The 16,536-nt window shown below is 72.8% G+C and carries 12 protein-coding genes and 3 tRNA genes; 3 read left to right on the plus strand and 12 right to left on the minus strand.

All coding sequences use genetic code 11. The annotated features are described in order from the left end of the window. Window positions 1–135 precede the first annotated feature (135 nt). Both rpsT and KSE_RS12660 read left to right on the plus strand, forming a co-directional pair. A complete protein-coding gene (gene rpsT / locus KSE_RS12655) occupies window positions 136–399 on the plus strand; it encodes a 30S ribosomal protein S20 (RefSeq protein WP_014135709.1) in 264 nt (87 codons plus the stop codon). Window positions 400–949: 550 nt separating this feature from the next. Next, on the plus strand, window positions 950–1,582 hold the full coding sequence (locus KSE_RS12660; RefSeq protein WP_014135710.1) for a hypothetical protein: 633 nt from the start codon (window positions 950–952) through the stop codon (window positions 1,580–1,582). A gap of 140 nt (window positions 1,583–1,722) precedes the next feature. Here the strand turns inward: KSE_RS12660 and holA are convergent, their stop codons facing one another. Further along, window positions 1,723–2,718, minus strand: a complete 996-nt coding sequence (gene holA / locus KSE_RS12665; RefSeq protein ID WP_014135711.1) for a DNA polymerase III subunit delta — start codon at window positions 2,716–2,718, stop codon at window positions 1,723–1,725. Between the two features lie 200 nt (window positions 2,719–2,918). Here holA and KSE_RS12670 point away from each other — a divergent pair, with 200 nt between their 5' ends. Beyond that, window positions 2,919–3,182: a hypothetical protein gene (locus tag KSE_RS12670; protein WP_014135712.1), complete on the plus strand. Its 264-nt coding sequence runs from the start codon at window positions 2,919–2,921 to the stop codon at window positions 3,180–3,182. A gap of 160 nt (window positions 3,183–3,342) precedes the next feature. Here KSE_RS12670 and KSE_RS12675 read toward each other — a convergent pair whose 3' ends face one another. The 11 genes from KSE_RS12675 to rsfS all read right to left on the minus strand — a co-directional run bounded on the left by KSE_RS12675 (window position 3,343) and on the right by rsfS (window position 16,455). Further along, window positions 3,343–6,219, minus strand: a complete 2,877-nt coding sequence (locus KSE_RS12675; protein ID WP_014135713.1) for a ComEC/Rec2 family competence protein — start codon at window positions 6,217–6,219, stop codon at window positions 3,343–3,345. A 283-nt stretch (window positions 6,220–6,502) separates the two neighbouring features. Beyond that, complete coding sequence (locus KSE_RS41120; RefSeq protein ID WP_033258260.1) at window positions 6,503–7,117, minus strand: ComEA family DNA-binding protein; 615 nt, start codon at window positions 7,115–7,117, stop codon at window positions 6,503–6,505. 664 nt (window positions 7,118–7,781) lie between these two features. Continuing rightward, on the minus strand, window positions 7,782–8,717 hold the full coding sequence (locus KSE_RS12690; protein ID WP_014135715.1) for a DegV family protein: 936 nt from the start codon (window positions 8,715–8,717) through the stop codon (window positions 7,782–7,784). A gap of 118 nt (window positions 8,718–8,835) precedes the next feature. Then, on the minus strand, window positions 8,836–9,618 hold the full coding sequence (locus tag KSE_RS12695) for a hypothetical protein (protein ID WP_014135716.1): 783 nt from the start codon (window positions 9,616–9,618) through the stop codon (window positions 8,836–8,838). A gap of 367 nt (window positions 9,619–9,985) precedes the next feature. Beyond that, on the minus strand, window positions 9,986–12,865 hold the full coding sequence (leuS, locus tag KSE_RS12700; RefSeq protein WP_014135717.1) for a leucine--tRNA ligase: 2,880 nt from the start codon (window positions 12,863–12,865) through the stop codon (window positions 9,986–9,988). A gap of 441 nt (window positions 12,866–13,306) precedes the next feature. Then, entirely contained in the window at window positions 13,307–14,599 is a 1,293-nt protein-coding gene (locus KSE_RS12710; protein ID WP_014135718.1) for a hypothetical protein, read from the minus strand. 92 nt (window positions 14,600–14,691) lie between these two features. Continuing rightward, window positions 14,692–14,764, minus strand: a tRNA-Ala gene (locus KSE_RS12715). 269 nt (window positions 14,765–15,033) lie between these two features. Next, window positions 15,034–15,106, minus strand: a tRNA-Ala gene (locus tag KSE_RS12720). A 38-nt stretch (window positions 15,107–15,144) separates the two neighbouring features. Continuing rightward, window positions 15,145–15,217, minus strand: a tRNA-Ala gene (locus KSE_RS12725). Window positions 15,218–15,373: 156 nt separating this feature from the next. Then, a complete protein-coding gene (locus KSE_RS12730; protein ID WP_033258289.1) occupies window positions 15,374–16,021 on the minus strand; it encodes a histidine phosphatase family protein in 648 nt (215 codons plus the stop codon). Next, on the minus strand, window positions 16,018–16,455 hold the full coding sequence (gene rsfS / locus KSE_RS12735; RefSeq protein WP_014135720.1) for a ribosome silencing factor: 438 nt from the start codon (window positions 16,453–16,455) through the stop codon (window positions 16,018–16,020). The genes KSE_RS12730 and rsfS overlap by 4 nt, the downstream gene beginning before the upstream one ends. Between the last annotated feature and the right edge of the window lie 81 nt (window positions 16,456–16,536).

A 16,536-nucleotide genomic window follows, 5' to 3' on the forward strand; every position in this document is an offset into this window, starting at 1 on the left:
CGGCCGGGCGGGCCCTGGTAGCGTGGGCGGCTGCACTCCGCCGTCGGCATGCCCTCTCAGCAGGCCCGAACGGCGAACGGGTGCGACCCGTTTAGCTGTCGATTCACGTCGATTCACACAGACTGAGGCTCTTTCGTGGCGAACATCAAGTCCCAGATCAAGCGCAACAAGACCAACGAGAAGGCGCGCCTGCGCAACAAGGCCGTCAAGTCCTCGCTGAAGACCGCTCTGCGCAAGGCCCGCGAGGCCGCTGCCGCCGGCGAGACCGAGAAGGCCGTCGTGCTGGCCCGCGCCGCCTCCAAGGCGCTCGACAAGGCCGTGAGCAAGGGCGTCATCCACAAGAACCAGGCCGCCAACAAGAAGTCGGCGATCACCAAGCGCGTCACCGTCGCCGCCTGATCCAGGTTCTCCCCGCACGGCCCCGCCGTGCACCCGGTGCCCCCCGCACCGCCCCGGTCGGCGTGAACCCGCGGCCCTCTACCCGCCACCGCCGACCACCCGCTCCCGGAGACCCCGGCCCTCTACCCGGAGTCCCGACGAGCCGCACGACCCGTACCGCACGCGGCCTGCGTTCGCCACGCGGGTGCGGTACCCGGCTCCACGGCGAGAGCGTCCCGTCCAGGACCCTCGCCCCCACTGCCCGTCCGGTGCACACCGGACGGGCAGTCGGCGTTTCCGGCCCCCGCCTCCCCGCGCCACCCGTCGCCACCCACCGCACGAGTGACGGCGTCAACCGGGGCACCGGCGCGGAATCGGCCCCCGCCGAGCGGCGGGAGTAGGGTACTCGGCACCTTCCGTGCCCGCCCGACTACGCAGGGGAACGATGTCGATTCCACCGCCGCCGCCTTCGCTCCAGGGGTACGGGCCCGCTCCCACCGTCCCGCCCGCCCGGGGCGGTGGCCGGCGGCGGCGGGAGCGCGGGCGCGGACGCCGCGGGCCAGGCCCCGGGGTGTGGTGGGGCGTCGGCGGAGCACTGGCGGCCTCGGCGGTGTGGGCGGTCACCGTGCTGACCGTGCCGCCGCTGGTCCGCGACGGCCTCGCGAAGCCGCCCGCCCCCTCCTCCGCCGGGTACCGGGCGGAGGACGACCTGTGCGCCACCGCCGCCCTGCCCGCCCTCGGCCGGCTGTACCCGTCTCCCTCCGGCAGCCCGTACCACTACACGACGCGCCACCGGGTGACGGACGAGATGTACTGCAGCCAGTACCGCAAGAAGGCCGCCACCGACTCCGACCACTACTCGCTCTACCTCCAGGTGCAACTCCACCACCAGGTCGACCCGGCCCCGGAGTTCGGCGCCCAGCGCGAGGGCCTGGCCCAGCGCCGCTACCTGATCAGCCCGGTGGACGCCCTCGGCGACGAGGCCTACCTCGGCTACCTCGACGACCCCGGCCGGAGCGACCCGAGCTGGCACTACCTCACCCAGGTCCTGTACGTCCGACAGGGCGGCATGACCTGCTACGCCAGTTGGTCCGGCTCCTACCAGGACGGCAAGGCCACCGCCCCCGACCTCGACCAGGTCCGCGCCGCACTGCTCTCCGACACCCGCGACCTCCTCCACGCCCTCGGCGGCTCCCCCACCTGACCGGCCACGCCGCCCGGCACCACCCGGGGCCGCCACCGCCCGCCCCGAGCCACCGACCCGACAGCGGGCGCGAGCGCGCCGAAGCACCGGCACCGGCTGGCACCTGCCGCCCGCTCGACCGTGGGCGTGGGCGTCAGCCGTCAGTAAGGGCGGGAGCCCGCCCGGGAGGCGCGGGCCACGGCGACGACGGCCCGTTCGAGCGCGTACGCGGGGTCGTCGGAACCGCCCTTCACCGCGGCGTCGGCCTCGGCGACGGCGGTGAGCGCGGCAGCCACGCCGTCACCGGTCCAGCCCCGCATCTGCTGCCGGACCCGGTCGATCTTCCACGGCGGCATGCCGAGTTCGCGCGCCAGGTCGCCGGGCCGCATGTTGCGGCCCGCCGAGGCCAGCCGGCCGATGCTGCGGACGCCGGAGGCCAGGGCGTAGGTGATGCCGGTCGGCGGCTGGCCCACCGCCAGGGCCCAGCGCAGCCGCTCCAGCGCCTCGGCGGCCCGACCGGTCACCGCCAGGTCGGCCACCTCGAAGCCGGTCGCCTCGGCACGGCCGCTGTAGTACTTGGCGACCGCCGTCTCGTCGATCGGCCCCTCGATGTCCGCGGTCAACTGGCTGCACGCGGCCGACAGTTCCCGCAGGTCGCTGCCCAGCGAGTCCAGCAGCGCCTGGCACGCCTCGGGGCTGGCGGCCCGGCCCAGGGTGCGGAACTCGTTGCGGATGAAGGCCAGCTTCTCGCCCGCCTTGGTGAGCTTCGCGCAGGCGACCTCCCGGGCGCCCGCCTTCTTCGCCGCATCCAGCAGACCCTTGCCCTTGGCACCGCCCGCGTGCACCAGCACCATGATCACTTCTTCGGCGGGTGACTCCAGGTAGGCCTTGACCTCCTTGACCGAGTCGGCCGAGAGGTCCTGCGCGGCCCTGACCACGATGACCTTCCGCTCCGCGAAGAGCGAGGGCGTGGTGAGCTCCGCCAACTGCCCCGGCTGCAGCACGCCCTGCGCGAGATCCCGCACGTCCGTGTCCGGGTCCGCCGCCCGCGCCGCGGCCACCACCTGGGCGACCGCGCGGTCGAGCAGCAACTCCTCCTGACCGACCGCAACGGTCAGCGGGGCGAGCAGGTCGTCGGGTGCACTCTTCCTGGCCATCGCCTACCAGGATCGCACGCCGCGCCGACAGCCCGGCACGCCCCGGACCCTCCGTCCGCCCTCTCCTTCCACCCGCGTTCACCGTGCATCCGCTCGCCACCCGCCTGTGCCCCGCCCGTGTCCACCCGTGCCCGCCCGCCCGGTCGGTCGGAGAGCGGGGTCGATGCCCTTCGGACCGCGCGGCTGAGGAGAATGATGACGTGATCGAGAACATTGACCGTCAGTTGCTCGTCCTCCCCGACCGCGGTGCGGCGGAGGAGGTCGCCGAGGAGTTGGGCGCGCGCTGGCCCGAACTGGGCGACGTCGAGGTGGTCCGGGACTCCCTCGCCGGGGAGGACGATGCCGAGGACGCCCAGTGGCTGGTGGTGGTCGAGGCCCCCGAGGACGAGGGCTGGACCCCCCGCCTGCTCTCCGAACTCGACCAGCTCGTCGCCGAACAGGACGGCTGGCGCGAACAGGGCTGACCCCGCCCGCGTCTCTCACCGCCCCTCCCACCGATACTCCCTGGCCCCGCCCGGGCGAGGTGCCTCACCCGCCCGGGCGGGCGTTTGCGTGAGCGGTTCCTTCCTCTCTCCGCGCCGCCTCCCCGCCCTGGAACGGACCGCCCGCCGCATCGGCCCCCGTTCAGCCGCGCGCCGGACGCGGGTGCGTCGCCACGGCCAGGGTCCGCGCATCACCCAGGACCGCGATATCGCCGGACCGGTCGGTCCTGACCACCATCGCCCCGAGCGCCCTGAGCCCCGCCACGGTCCGCGCCGCCGGATGCCCGTACGGGTTGCCCTCCCCGCAGGAGATCAGGGCCAGCCGGGGGCGGAGCGCGGCCGTCAACGACCAGTCCTGGCCGGCCGATCCGTGGTGCGCCACCTTGAGGACGTCCACCCGCCCCACTCCCGGCGGCCCCGGACCGCTCGGCGCCGCGCTCCCCGCCGAACCCGCGAGCACCGACCGCCCCGCACCATCAGCGCCGCTCCCGGCCACCGACACCCCGTCAGCCGATCCACGCGCCGACGTCCTGTTCGTGGTGGCCGGTGGGGCCGCCCGAACCGTCGGAGCTGTCGGGACCGTCGGAACCCCCTGAACCGCCGGAGGCGGAGCGGGCGGTGCCGGTGGCGGCAGACCGAGCGCCAGCACGGCGGCCTGGGCCGGCGGTTCCAGGTCTCCGAGCAGTGCGACTCTCAGCGGGGCGGCGGACGGGCCGACCGTGGCGAGGATAGCGATGCTGGAGTTGTTCGCCCCTTCCGCCTCGGGGGCCAGGGGCGAGGTCGGCCACAGGACCTGCCACGCGAGTTCGGCTCCGACAGTGCGCCGCTCACCGCGCTGCGCACGCACCACCGGGATGCCGCCGGCTCCCGCCCAGCGAAGCACCCGGGACCTCTCACCATCCGCCTCCTCCGCGGCGGTCACCTCGATCGCCCCGACCGACCGACCCCGCAGCACGCCCGGGATGCCCTCCGCGTGGTCGGCGTGGAAGTGGGTGAGCAGCAGCAGGGGGATCTCGGTCACCCCGAGGCCCCGCAGGCAGTCGTCGGCCGCCTTCGGGTCGGGCCCGGCGTCCACCACCACGGCACTGCCCGGCCCCACGGGCAGGACGGTCATGTCACCCTGTCCGATGTCGCACACCGCCAGCCGCCACCCCCGGGCCGGCCAGCCGGTCGCCAACCGGACGACGGAGGGCGGCCGCAGCAGCACCACCGGCAGCAGCAGAGCGACCGCGAGCGCGACCAGGCCCCGTGTCCGTCGGCTCCGGGACCGGTGGCCGGCCAGTAGCGGCGGCACCGCCCAGGCCAGCGACAGGATCACCACGACCAGCAGCACCGCGCCGAACGGCCCGGCCGGCCAGGCGAGTTCTGCCCCGGGGAGTTCCGCCCCGTGCCGCGCGACGGTGGCCAGCCATCCGACCGGCAGTGCCGCGAGGTCCGTCAGGAACTCGGCCGTCCCCTTCGAGAGGGGTGCGGCCGCGAGCGCGCCGAACCCGAGCAGGGTGGCCGGGGCCACCGCGATCTCGGCCAGCAGGTTGCACGGCACCCCGACCAGGCTGACCCGGGGTGCGAGCAGCACGGTGACCGGCGAACAGAAGGCCTGCGCAGCCGCGGTGGCGCCAACCGCCGATGCCAGGTGGCGCGGCCAACCGCGCGCCCGCAGCGCCGCCGTCCACCTCGGCCCGAGCACCAGCAGCCCGGCGGTGGCCAGTGCCGAGAGCAGGAACCCGTACGAGCGGGCCAGCTGGGGATCGACGAGGATCAGGATCAGCACGGCGCCGGCCAGTGCGGGAACACCGCTCCGGGGGCGGCCGGTGGCCAACGCCAGCAATCCGATCAGCCCGGTCGCGGCCGCTCTGAGCACGCTCGGATCAGGGCGGCAGACAGTGACGAACGCCAGCGTCAGCACGGTGCCGAGCAGCGCCGTGGTGCGGAACGAGAGGCCCAGCACCCCGGCCAGGCCGCCGCGGACGGGAGCTTCCGGTTCGCTGGAGGTGCCGCCGACCAGCACGGCCAGGATGATCGCCAGGTTGGCGCCGCTCACCGCGACCAGGTGACCGAGGTCGGTGGCCCGGAACGCGTCCGCCAGGTCGTCGGGCAGCCGTGAGACGTCTCCCACCACTAATCCGGGGAGCAGCCCGCGCGAATCCGGCGGCAGGTGGTCGCAGGCGTCGCGCAGCCCTTCGCGCAGGTGCGCCGCGAGTCGCTGCGGAAGGCTCGGCGGTGCCGTGACGCGCGGCGGCCCCTGTGGGACGAGCAGCGCCGCGGAGTCGGTCCGGGAGCGCCCGCCGGACGCGGTCGGACGCTCCGGCAGCACCTCCGCGCGCAGTTCCAGTTCGGTGGAGGGGATCAACTGCCGCCATGGATAGTCCTCCTGGGAGCGGATCAGCAGGGTGACGGGTGTCCGTGTCCGGGTGGTGAGGTCCGACGCGGAGCCGCTGTGCGGCACGGGGTCGAGGCGGACCCGGGTGACGAGTGCGGGGACGGTGAGGGTCGGCCTGGAGAGCGGGCTTCCCCCGGGGTGCGGGCCGCGCTGCTTCGGGTCGCCCGTGACGGTCAGCTGGACGGTGACTTCGGGGTTGACGGGTCTCTCGCCCACGGGCCGCCCCGCGGCGGCCCGTTCGTCCTCGCTATCCGACTGCCCTGGCCCGGTAGAGGGTGCGGGCACCGTAAACGGTGGAGGCGCCGTGGGCGGTGGGGGCGGCGTGAGCGGTGCGGGCGGACGGGCCAGCGCGGGTAGCGGGCCGCGGTGCAGGTCGGCGGTGTGCAGGGCGGTGGTGGTCGCCGCCGCGGCAGCGGTCAGCAGGACGGCGGCGGTCAGGCGATGGATCGAACGGCGGGGTCCTTTCGTGGCGAGCAGGGCGCAGGAGGAAACTGCGACGACCAACGCGGCCATGAACAGCGGGGGATGGCGATTCGGCTCCAGGCCGATGACGGCGGAGGTCACGGCCCATGCGGTGACGGCCGGGAGGAGCAGCCGGTAGTCGACGTTTCGGCGGGCGGTGGAAGGTGTGACCGACATCGGGGTGCCTCCTCTCGGCGTGAGCGGCAGTCGGCGGCGGATGGTGTGCTGGTGTGCTGGTGGTTCACGAAGCAGGGTGTTTCCCCCGGGTGCGGCTCCTTCCCGGGCAGCGTGGGTGGTCTGATTACAGGGGCAGCCTCCAATCAGTGCGGCGGTGTCGTCTCGGTGGTCGCACCCCAGGGGTACGACCCGGACAGTGCGCGGCGCCGTTCGGCGGAGGACGGCGGCCGCTCGGGTCGGGCGGCGGCGAGCGGGAACAGCGGGTCGGCGGGTCGGCGGGTCGTCAGAGGGTCAACAACGGCTTGAGGTCTTCGTACTTGCGCGGGCCGATACCGGGGACGTGGCGGAGTTGGTCGAGGGATTGGAAGGGGCCGTGAGCGAGGCGGTACTGGAGGATGCGCTGGGCGAGGGCGGGACCGACACCTGGGAGCGAGTCGAGTTGGTCCGCACCGGCGTGGTTGAGGCTGACGGGGCCGGCGCGCCCGGTCGGGGTCGTGCCGCCGGGCGGGGGATCGGTACCTACGAGGATCTGTTCTCCGTCGGTGAGTGGGCGGGCGAGGTTGAGGAGGCTGGTGTCGGTGCCGGGGAGCGGTCCACCGGCAGCGGTCAGGGCGTCGGCGACCCTTGAACCCGCGGGGAGGGTTCGCAGGCCGGGGCGTTGAACTTTTCCGGCGATGTCGATGACGAGGGACGGCCCGGTCGGCTGGAGCACCGACGCTCCCTCCGGGGCCTGGTCGGAAGCGGGTCCGGCCATGGCGATGACCGGGACGGGCACGGGACGCGGCCGGCCGAGCCAGAAGTGCTGGACGGCGTAGCCCGTGGCGAGGACGAGCAGGACGGTCAGGCCGAGTACGGCCCGGCGGTCGAGGGCGAACGCGGTGGGGAGGCGGAATCGCAAGGGCAGTTTCGGCGGGGTGCGATGGGAGGCGTCGGCAGGGTTCGCGGGTGGCGCCGGACCGGCCGATGGCAGGTCCGATGCCGGCTCCGGATCAGGTTCCGACTCCGGCTCCGGCTCTGAGCCCGGTCGGCCACCAGTCGTAGGACCGTCCGGCGGAGGGTTGTCGTCAGTTGTTCGGTGAGGCGGGTCTCGCTCCGGCCGCGTGCCGGGTCGGCCATGGTCGAGGAATGGCGGGCTGTCGTTCCTCGGGTCGGGTCGGGCGGTCGCGCGGGTGGTGTCGGGCACCGAACGCGCGGGGTGCGCGGGTGCGCCCTGCGTCGCGGGGAGGCGTGCCGAGGGCAGGGCCGGCTGCGGATCGTCCGGCCGGTCGGGTTCGGGCGACCCGGCGTCAGCACTCCCGATCGTGCTGACGCCGTCCTCCGACGGTTCGACCGGGTCGGGCTGAGCGGGCAGGTCGGCCGGGAAGATCCGGTCGAGCCTGGTCCGGGCGGTTTCGGTGGTCTGACGGCGGCGGGTCTGGGGGGTGGTCATGGTCCTCATGGCGAGGACGGTAGAACGACGCCGACGAACCGTCAGAGAATTCGTCCACCCCTGTGGATAACCCGGGCTTGTGGATAACTCTTGTCACTCGAAAGGGTGATATCGATCAACTTCGGTGCGACGATCAGATGATCGGAGCCACCACTACGGCCAGCAGCCCGGGGCCGACGTGCGCACCGATAACAGCACCCACCTCGCTGACGTAGAGCTCCCGCAGACCGGGGAGCCGCTCGCGCAGCCGTTCCGCCAGCGGCTCGGCCCGGTGCTCGGCGGCCAGGTGGTGAACGGTGACGTCCACCGGCCGCTGTCCCGCCCGGTCCACGGCGATCTCCTCCAGCCGGGCGATCGCGCGGGAGGCCGTACGCACCTTCTCCAGCGGCTCGATCCGGCCCCCGGCCAGGTGCAACAGGGGCTTCACCGCCAGCGCGGAGCCGACCAGCGCCTGGGCGGTTCCGATCCGACCGCCCCGCCGCAGGTGTTCCAGGGTGTCGACGTAGAAGAAGCCCGCAGTGCCGGCGGCCCGGCTCTCGGCGGCCGCGACCACCAGGTCGAGGTCCGCCTCGATGACGCCATCGCCCACGCCACCACCGCTCGCACCGCCACCGTCGCCGTCAACGCCGGGCACCGAAGCGGCACGGGCCGCAATCAGGGCGGCGGCCGATTCGGCGGCGGCCAGGACGCAGCTCCCCAGCGCCATGCCGACGAGCCGGCTGTCGACCACCCGGACCGGGATCGGTACGGCGGAGGCGGCCAGGCGGGCGGCCTCCGCCGTACCGGAGAGCTCAGCCGACAGGTGGATCGAGACGATGCCGCGCGCACCGGCCTCGGCTGCAGCCCGGTAGGCGGCGGCGAAGGTCTCGGGGCTGGGGCGGGAGGTCGTCACCCGCTGCTTGGAGCGCAGGGCCTCAGCGACGTCCTTAGGAGAGATCTCGACGCCTTCCGCGAAGACCTCGTCACCCACCGCGACGCTGAGTGGTACCACCCGGATGCCGTGCCGGTCCACCGCCTGCTGGGGCAGATACGCGGTGGAATCCGTGACAAGTGCGAGGTGGCCGGGCATGAGCCGGAGGTTACCCGTCGCGGGGCCGGGAGGACAGCGCTCGTTATTCGGTGGTTTTGCCCCATGGAGGCCGGGTAACCTCCTCGAGCACGGAAAGCAACCAGACCATGACGCGGGGTCATGAACGGTTGGGGCCCGCCGGGTTCGGCTTGCGGAGGCGGTCGGCGAGGCGGGAGAGCGGTTCGGCGGCGAGCCCGAGCAGTTCCTCGGCACTGCTCGGACGACCGGAGCCGAGCCCCTTACGGCGGTCGGCGGGTTCCTCGGCGGAGGACGCGGCCGTGCCCGGGGAGTCCGTTCCGGCGGCGGGGGTTTCGGCGGCCCGGTCGGCGGCGGATCCACCGGGGTCGGCGGGGGTCCAATGGCGCAGGGCTCCGGCCTCGTCCTGGCACTCCTTGCCGAGGCGGGCGAGTTCGTCGTCGGCGAAGCGACGGATCCGGTCCTGGGCCGCCCAGCGCAGGGAGTCCGCGGAGTGGGTGATCCGCTCGGCTCGCTCGCGTAGTTCGGGGAGTTTGGCGGTGACCCGGCTGCTCATCGGCTCCCGTTCCAGCATCCGCAGCTCGGTGTCGAGCTCCCCCGCATGCGAGTCGAGACGGGCAAGCAGTTGGAGCGCGTCGGTGAGCTGGCCGTCCTGCGGGAGTCCTGCCTGCAGGACCTGGCGGGTCGAGTCCAACGAGGTGCGCAGGGACAGCCGGAGCGCGGCGATCCGGCCCTGCTCACCCGGCTTGGCGAAGCTCTTCGCCTTCAGGGCCGCGTTCTCCATCGCCCGCTGGGCGTTGGCGCTGTGCCGGTCGACCTTGGCCGCCACCGCCTTCGCCGCCTTCACCGTGCCGACCACAGCCATCACCAACAGCGCCACCCCGAACAGCGCGACCAGCGCCATCACCACACCGAGCGCTTCCATCGGGAGCCCACCTTCCGCCCGTGACCGGTCAAGGACCGCCCGGCGCGGCCCGTTTGCCGCCGGATCTCCACCGTAGCCCCGAGCGGCGGCCGGCAGCAGGCCGCCGGAGCCCCTCGCGGCCGAGATCAGGGACAGCTCAGGGATGTCCCCCAAGCGATTTCCCTGAACTCCCCGGCCGTTCCCACGGCCGCTCGAATCCACGTCCACTCGAAGAACGGAGCCATCCTTGTTCGCGTTCCTCCGCACGTCCGCGTGCACGTTCCTCCGCGTGCCCGCCCGCCAGGGCCCGCAAACGGCGAAGGGCCGGCCGCCCCAGCACGGGGACGACCGGCCCGGCCCGGCCGACAGCGCGTCGGCCGGTGTCACGTCAGGCGGTGACGATGTTCACCAGCTTCGGCGCGCGGGCGATGACCTTGCGCACCTCCGCGCCGCCGACGGCCGCGACCACGGCCGGGTCCGCCAGGGCCAGGGCCTCCAGCTCGGCGTCCGAGATCGACGGCGGCACCTCCAGGCGGGCCTTGACCTTGCCCTTGATCTGCACGACGCAGGTCACGGTGTCGTCGACCAGGTACGCCGGGTCGGCCACCGGGTAGTCGGCGAAGGCCAGCGACTCCTCGTGGCCCAGCCGGCGCCACAGCTCCTCGGCGATGTGCGGGGCCAGCGGGGCGACCAGCAGGACGATCCACTCGGCGACCGAACGCGGTGTGGAGCCGCGCTTCACCAGGAAGTTGTTCAACTCGATGGCCTTGGCCACCGCGGTGTTGAACCGCATGCCCGCCATGTCGCCGCGGATGCCGTCGATCGTCTTGTGCAGCGCGCGCAGCGTCGCCTCGTCCGGCTCCTCCTCGGTCACCACCAGCTCGCCGGTGACCTCCGAGACGATGTTGCGCCACAGCCGCTGCAGGAAGCGGTACGAGCCGACCACGGCCCGGGTGTCCCAGGGGCGGGAGACGTCCAGCGGGCCCATCGCCATCTCGTACAGGCGCAGCGTGTCCGCGCCGTACTCGTCGGCGATCTCGTCGGGGGCGACCGCGTTCTTCAGCGACTTGCCCATCTTGCCCGCCTCGCGGCGGACCGGCTCGCCCTGCCAGACGTACTGGCCGTTGCCCTGCGGATCCTCGACCTCCGCCGCGGGCACCGGGAAGCCGCGGGCGTCGCGGTAGACGTCCGCGGTGATCATGCCCTGGTTGAACAGCTTGTGGAACGGCTCGACGGAGGAGACGTGGCCCAGGTCGTGCAGCACCTTGTGCCAGAAGCGGGCGTACAGCAGGTGCAGCACGGCGTGCTCGGCACCGCCGACGTACAGGTCGACACCACCGGCCGGCTTCTCGGCGGTCGGGCCCATCCAGTAGGCCTCGTTGGCCGGGTCGACCACCGAGGTGGAGTTGACCGGGTCGACGTAGCGCAGCTCGTACCAGCAGGAACCGGCCCAGTTGGGCATGGTGTTGGTCTCGCGGCGGTAGGTCTTGACTCCGTCGCCCAGGTCCAGCTCGACGTTGACCCAGTCCTCGTTCCGGGACAGCGGGGTCTTCGGGGAGGATGCGGCGTCGTCGGGGTCGTAGGTGTGCGGCGAGTAGTCCTCCACCTCGGGGACCTCGACCGGCAGCATCGACTCGGGCAGCGCGTGCATCGCGCCGGTCTCGTCGTAGACGATCGGGAAGGGCTCGCCCCAGTACCGCTGGCGGCTGAACAGCCAGTCGCGCAGGCGGTAGTTGACGGTGCCCTCACCGATGCCGCGCTCGCCCAGCCAGGCGGTGACCCGGGCCTTGGCGTCGACCACGGACAGGCCGTTCAGCGACAGGCCCTCGCGCTCGGAGTTGACCAGCACCGAGTCGTAGGTGTCGAAGGCGTCGTCCCAGTCCTGCGGGTCCTCGCCGCGCCCGTCGGTGGGCTGCACGACGCAGCGCATCGGCAGGTTGAAGGCCCGGGCGAAGGCGAAGTCACGGCTGTCGTGCGCCGGGACGGCCATGATCGCGCCGGTGCCGTAACCCATCAGCACGTAGTCGGCGATGAACACCGGGATCTGCTCGCCGCTGACCGGGTTGGTCGCGAAGGCACCGGTGAACACGCCGGTCTTGACCTTGGCGTCGGCCTGGCGCTCCACGTCGGACTTGGCGGCGGCGGCGGCCCGGTAGGCGGCGACGGCGTCGGCCGGGTTGGCGGCACCACCGGTCCACTCCTCGCGCGTCCCGGCCGGCCACTCGGCGGGAACGACCGTGTCGACCAGGGCGTGCTCGGGCGCCAGCACCATGTAGGTGGCGCCGAACAGGGTGTCGGGGCGGGTGGTGAAGACGGTGACGGTGTCGCCGCCGGCCGTGAAGTCCACTCGGGCGCCCTCGGAGCGGCCGATCCAGTTGCGCTGCTGCAGCTTGATCGCCTCGGGCCAGTCCAGCAGGTCCAGGTCGTCGATCAGGCGGTCCGCGTAGGCGGTGATGCGCATCATCCACTGGCGCAGGTTCGACTTGAACACCGGGAAGTTGCCGCGCTCGGAGCGGCCGTCCGCGGTGACCTCCTCGTTGGCCAGCACGGTGCCCAGGCCGGGGCACCAGTTGACCGGCACCTCCTTGGAGTAGGCCAGCCGGTACTCGCCCAGCACCTCGTCACGCTCGACGCCGGACAGCCCGGCCCAGGCGCGACCGCCCGGCACCTCGCGCTCGCCGGACTCGAACTGGGCGACCAGCTCGGTGATCGGACGGGCCTTGGCGGCCGCCTCGTCGTACCAGGAGTTGAAGATCTGCAGGAAGATCCACTGGGTCCAGCGGTAGTACTCCGGGTCGATCGTGGAGATCGACCGGCGCGAGTCGTGGCCCAGGCCCAGCCGGCGCAGCTGCCGGCGCATGTTGGCGATGTTGTCCTCGGTGGACACCCGCGGGTGCACGCCGTGCTGCACCGCGTACTGCTCGGCGGGCAGGCCGAAGGCGTCGTAGCCCAGGGTGTGCAGGACGTTGTACCCGTTCATCCGCTGGAAGCGGGCGTACACGTCGGTGGCGATGTAGCCCAGCGGGTGGCCGACGTGCAGGCCGGCGCCCGACGGGTACGGGAACATGTCCATGATGAAGCTGTGGGGCTTCGCGGCGACGGGCGAGCCGTCGGCCAGCGGGCCGGTCGGGTTGGGGGCGTCGAACGTCCCCTCCTTCTCCCACAGGTCCTGCCAGCGGGACTCGATCTCGGCGGCCAGCGCGGCGCCGTAGCGGAAAGGCTCGGTGGCGGCTTCGGCCGAGCCGGAAGCGGGGGTCGTCTCGCTCATGGTCCTTCGGGCTCCATCGTCATCAGTCAGCGAACAGGCCGTAGAAAGCAGAAAACCCCTCCGCAGGAGGGGACGCCACGCCGACTCCGGCCCTCGGGCCGGTCCTGGTCAGCGCGGCCGACTAAGAAGCAGGCGCACAGCTCGCATGGGCTCAGGGTACCGCACCCCCTCAACCCCCTTTCGCCCCACCACGTCAATCCCCCGCCCGCCCCCGGCCCGCCGCACCCACCCGAAGCGCACGACCGGCTCCCGCTCCCGCACCACCCCCAGGCCCCTCAGCGCCTCCGAAGCCCGAGCACCCAACAGTCCCAACAGCCCCAACACCCCCAGGAGCCCCGACCCCGGCCCCCGAACCCCGACCGACCCGATCGCCCGGGCTACCCCGACCGCCCCCGGCGCCTCCACCACGCCCAAACCCCTCGGCCCCCGCATCACGCGCCGCTACGCCTCCGCGCGCATCGCGGTGTCGAAGTCCCGCAGGGCCCGGGCCACCCGGGCCGACTGCATGCCCGCCGCGAGCGACCGGGCCCGGTCGGCGGTGCGTTCGGCCTCAGCCCGCTCACCGGTGCGCCGGTAGGAGTCGGCGAGGCGCACCATCAACAGCGCCTTGGCCCGGGCGCGCTCCACCGAGAGGGAGTCGATCGCGGCCAGCAGCAGGCTGCGCGCCTGCCCGTGCTCGCCGAGCAGCAGGTACCCCTCACCGACCATGCCCTCCAGGTCGGCCCGTTCCTGGGCGTGCCCCTCCACGTCCGCCAGCACCCGGAAGGCCCGCTCGGCGACCGCCTCGGCGCTGATCTGCTCGCCCTTGCGGCCGTGCGCCCGGGCGATCCGCCCCAACTGCAGGGCCCGCTCGCGCGGCGTCAGCACGCCCTCGGCGGCGCGCAGCGCGGTGGAGAGCATCGCCACCGGGTCCAGCCCCCGCCCGCCGGGGTTGTACGTCGCCTGGACGGCGAGGCAGCCGACCACGCCGACGCCGAGCCGGGGGTCGCCGGAGACGTGCGCGGCCCGCAGCGCGGCGACGAAGGCCCGCTGCGCGGCGGCGTCGTTGCCCATGTCGTAGTTGGCCCAGCCGACCAGCCGGGCCAGCCGGCTGGCCGCGCCGTAGAGCTCGCGGCCGAGCGGCTCGTCGTAGCTGCCGAGTTCCAACAGCTTCCCGACCATGGCGAGTTCGGCCTTGGCGAGGTCGAGGATCAGGCCGCCGCCGTAGGCGCGTTCCAGGCGCTGCTTGGATTCGTAGGACAGCCGCAGGTCGGCCAGTTGCTCCGGGGCGATCCGCAGCGCGCCCTCGCCGCCGGTGACCGGCGGCGGCGGGGAGGCCCAGTGCCGGGCCGCCTGCTCCAGCTCGTCGCCGCGGAACAGGTCGGTGAGCCGGACCGGGGCACCGTCGGCGCCCGCCTCGTGGAGCGCGGTCTGCGCGGTGCCGGCGGTCCACGGATCGGTCAGCAGCCGGGGGGAGAGCATCTTCGCGCCCCGGTGGGAGCCCATCCGACCCCAGAGCTGTTCGTAGGTGACGGCGATGCCGACGCTGCGGCCGAGCACCTCGCAGACGGTCTGGTCGTGCGGCGAGCGCGGCACCATGCCCCGGTCGCGCCACTTGTACGGCGCGGTGGAACTGATCGCCATGCCGACCGGGAGGACCGCGTTCACCTCGCGGGCCAGCCGCTCCGGGCTCCAACCGAGCTGGTGGAGTATCCGGGCGAGCTCGTCGTTCCGTTTTCGCACCAGGTCGGCCATGGCACGACCGTAGCGGCCGCGCACCCCGCTCGGCAGGGAAGTCCCGTGAACGGCCGAAGGCCGCCCCTCGCGGGGCGGCCTTCGGACTGCTGTGGAGCTAAGGAGAATCGAACTCCTGACCTATTGCATGCCATGCAATCGCTCTACCAACTGAGCTATAGCCCCATGCTGTTACTGCTGTCACCTGCGGTTTCCCTTGGCGACATCGACAACTGTACACGGTCGTCGCCCCCGGCCCTAATCTGTTCCGGCACCCCCGAGAGGGGGTCCGTGACAGGCACCGCGGCAGACCTCGGAGCGGACTCCGCGACGGGCCCGCAGGGCGGACCCGCCCGGCACCCGAGGGGTCGCACCCCCGGGAGCGGCGACGAGAACGGTCGCGGAAACACCGAAGGCCGCCGCCCTGTTCGGGCAGCGGCCTCGCGGAACTGCTGTGGAGCTAAGGAGAATCGAACTCCTGACCTATTGCATGCCATGCAATCGCTCTACCAACTGAGCTATAGCCCCGCGACACTGACGACCACTCACGGACCACCGGTGCGGAGTGGAGCTAAGGAGAATCGAACTCCTGACCTATTGCATGCCATGCAATCGCTCTACCAACTGAGCTATAGCCCCGCAGTTCCGCGACTCCCGCCCCCGGTTTCCCGTCTGCGTTCTTCGCTGCGAACGAGGAAGACTCTAGCTGGTCAGAGCCGGAACTGTGAAATCCGGGTCGGTCGGCCGGCCGTCAGGTCCCGCCTCGGCTTCCGCCTCAGGCTTCGGGCCGCCGCCTCAGGCCTCGTCGCCGATGACCGGTTGCGGCAGGGTGCCCGCGTTGTGCTCCAGCAGTCGCCAACCGCGCGAGTCCTGGCCGAGCACCGACCAGCAGCAGTTGGAGAGGCCGCCGAAGCGCTCCCACAACGTCGGCTCCAGGCCCAGCATCCGGCCGATCATGGTGCGGATGGTGCCGCCGTGGCTGACCACCACCAGGGTGCCGCCCTCCGGCAGCTTCTCCACCGCGTCCAGCACCACCGGAACGGAGCGGTCGGCCACCTCGGTGGCCAGCTCGCCGCCGCCGCGCCGGACCTGCTCGCCGTTCGCCCACGCCTCGTACTGCTCCGGGTAGCGGGCCCGGATCTCGGCGTTGGTGAGCCCCTGCCACTCCCCCGCGTAGGTCTCCCGCAGGCCCTCGTCGTGGTGCACTTCGAGGCCGGTGAGCACGGAGAGCTCGGCAGCGGTGTGCCGGGCCCGCTGCAGGTCGGAGGAGATCAGCAGGTCGGGCCGCAGCCCGGCGAGCAGTCGGGCCGCCCGCTTGGCCTGGAAGACGCCCTGGTCGGTGAGCTCGATGTCGGTGGTGCCCTGGAACCTCGATTCGAGGTTCCAGGAGGTCTGGCCGTGCCGCCAGAAGACGATGCGCGGCCAGGCCCCGGGGCGGCTCAGAGGTCGCCTCCGGAGACGGCGTTGCCAGCGGCGTCGGTGACGGCGTTCTCCGGGCGATTGCGGGTGGCCAGCGCCTCCTCGGGGAGCGGCAGCTCGGGGCAGTCCTTCCAGAGGCGGTCGAGCGAGTAGAAGGAGCGCTCCTCGGAGTGCTGGACGTGCACCACGATGTCCAGGTAGTCGAGCAGGATCCAACGGCCCTCGCGCTCGCCCTCCCGGCGCACCGGCTTCACGTCGAGCTTCTCGCGCAGCTGGTCCTCGATCTCCTCGGCGATCGCCCGCACCTGGCGGTCGTTCGCGGCGGAGGCGATCAGGAAGGCGTCGGTGATCGACAGCACCTCGCTGACGTCGAAGGCGATGATGTCGTGCGCCAGCTTGTCGGCCGCCGCCTGCGCGGCGACGGTGATGAGTTCCTGGCTTCGGTCGGTGACGGTCACGATGCTCTTCCGGATCGGCTGTGGGGATACCCTCCCAGGATCTCACGAACGCGACGGAGCCCCCGAGCGTTTTCCGCCCGG

The organism is Kitasatospora setae KM-6054 (assembly GCF_000269985.1).
In the GTDB taxonomy this organism is placed as follows: Bacteria; Actinomycetota; Actinomycetes; order Streptomycetales; family Streptomycetaceae; genus Kitasatospora; species Kitasatospora setae.

What these genes read in the sequence shown, in the direction of transcription:
- holA (WP_014135711.1), bottom strand. Translation starts at nt 2,718, where the DNA reads ATGGCCAGGAAGAGTGCACCCGACGACCTGCTCGCCCCGCTGACCGTT.
- KSE_RS12675 (WP_014135713.1), bottom strand. Translation starts at nt 6,219, where the DNA reads ATGTCGGTCACACCTTCCACCGCCCGCCGAAACGTCGACTACCGGCTG.
- KSE_RS12690 (WP_014135715.1), bottom strand. Translation starts at nt 8,717, where the DNA reads ATGCCCGGCCACCTCGCACTTGTCACGGATTCCACCGCGTATCTGCCC.
- KSE_RS12695 (WP_014135716.1), bottom strand. Translation starts at nt 9,618, where the DNA reads ATGGAAGCGCTCGGTGTGGTGATGGCGCTGGTCGCGCTGTTCGGGGTG.
- leuS (WP_014135717.1), bottom strand. Translation starts at nt 12,865, where the DNA reads ATGAGCGAGACGACCCCCGCTTCCGGCTCGGCCGAAGCCGCCACCGAG.
- KSE_RS12710 (WP_014135718.1), bottom strand. Translation starts at nt 14,599, where the DNA reads ATGGCCGACCTGGTGCGAAAACGGAACGACGAGCTCGCCCGGATACTC.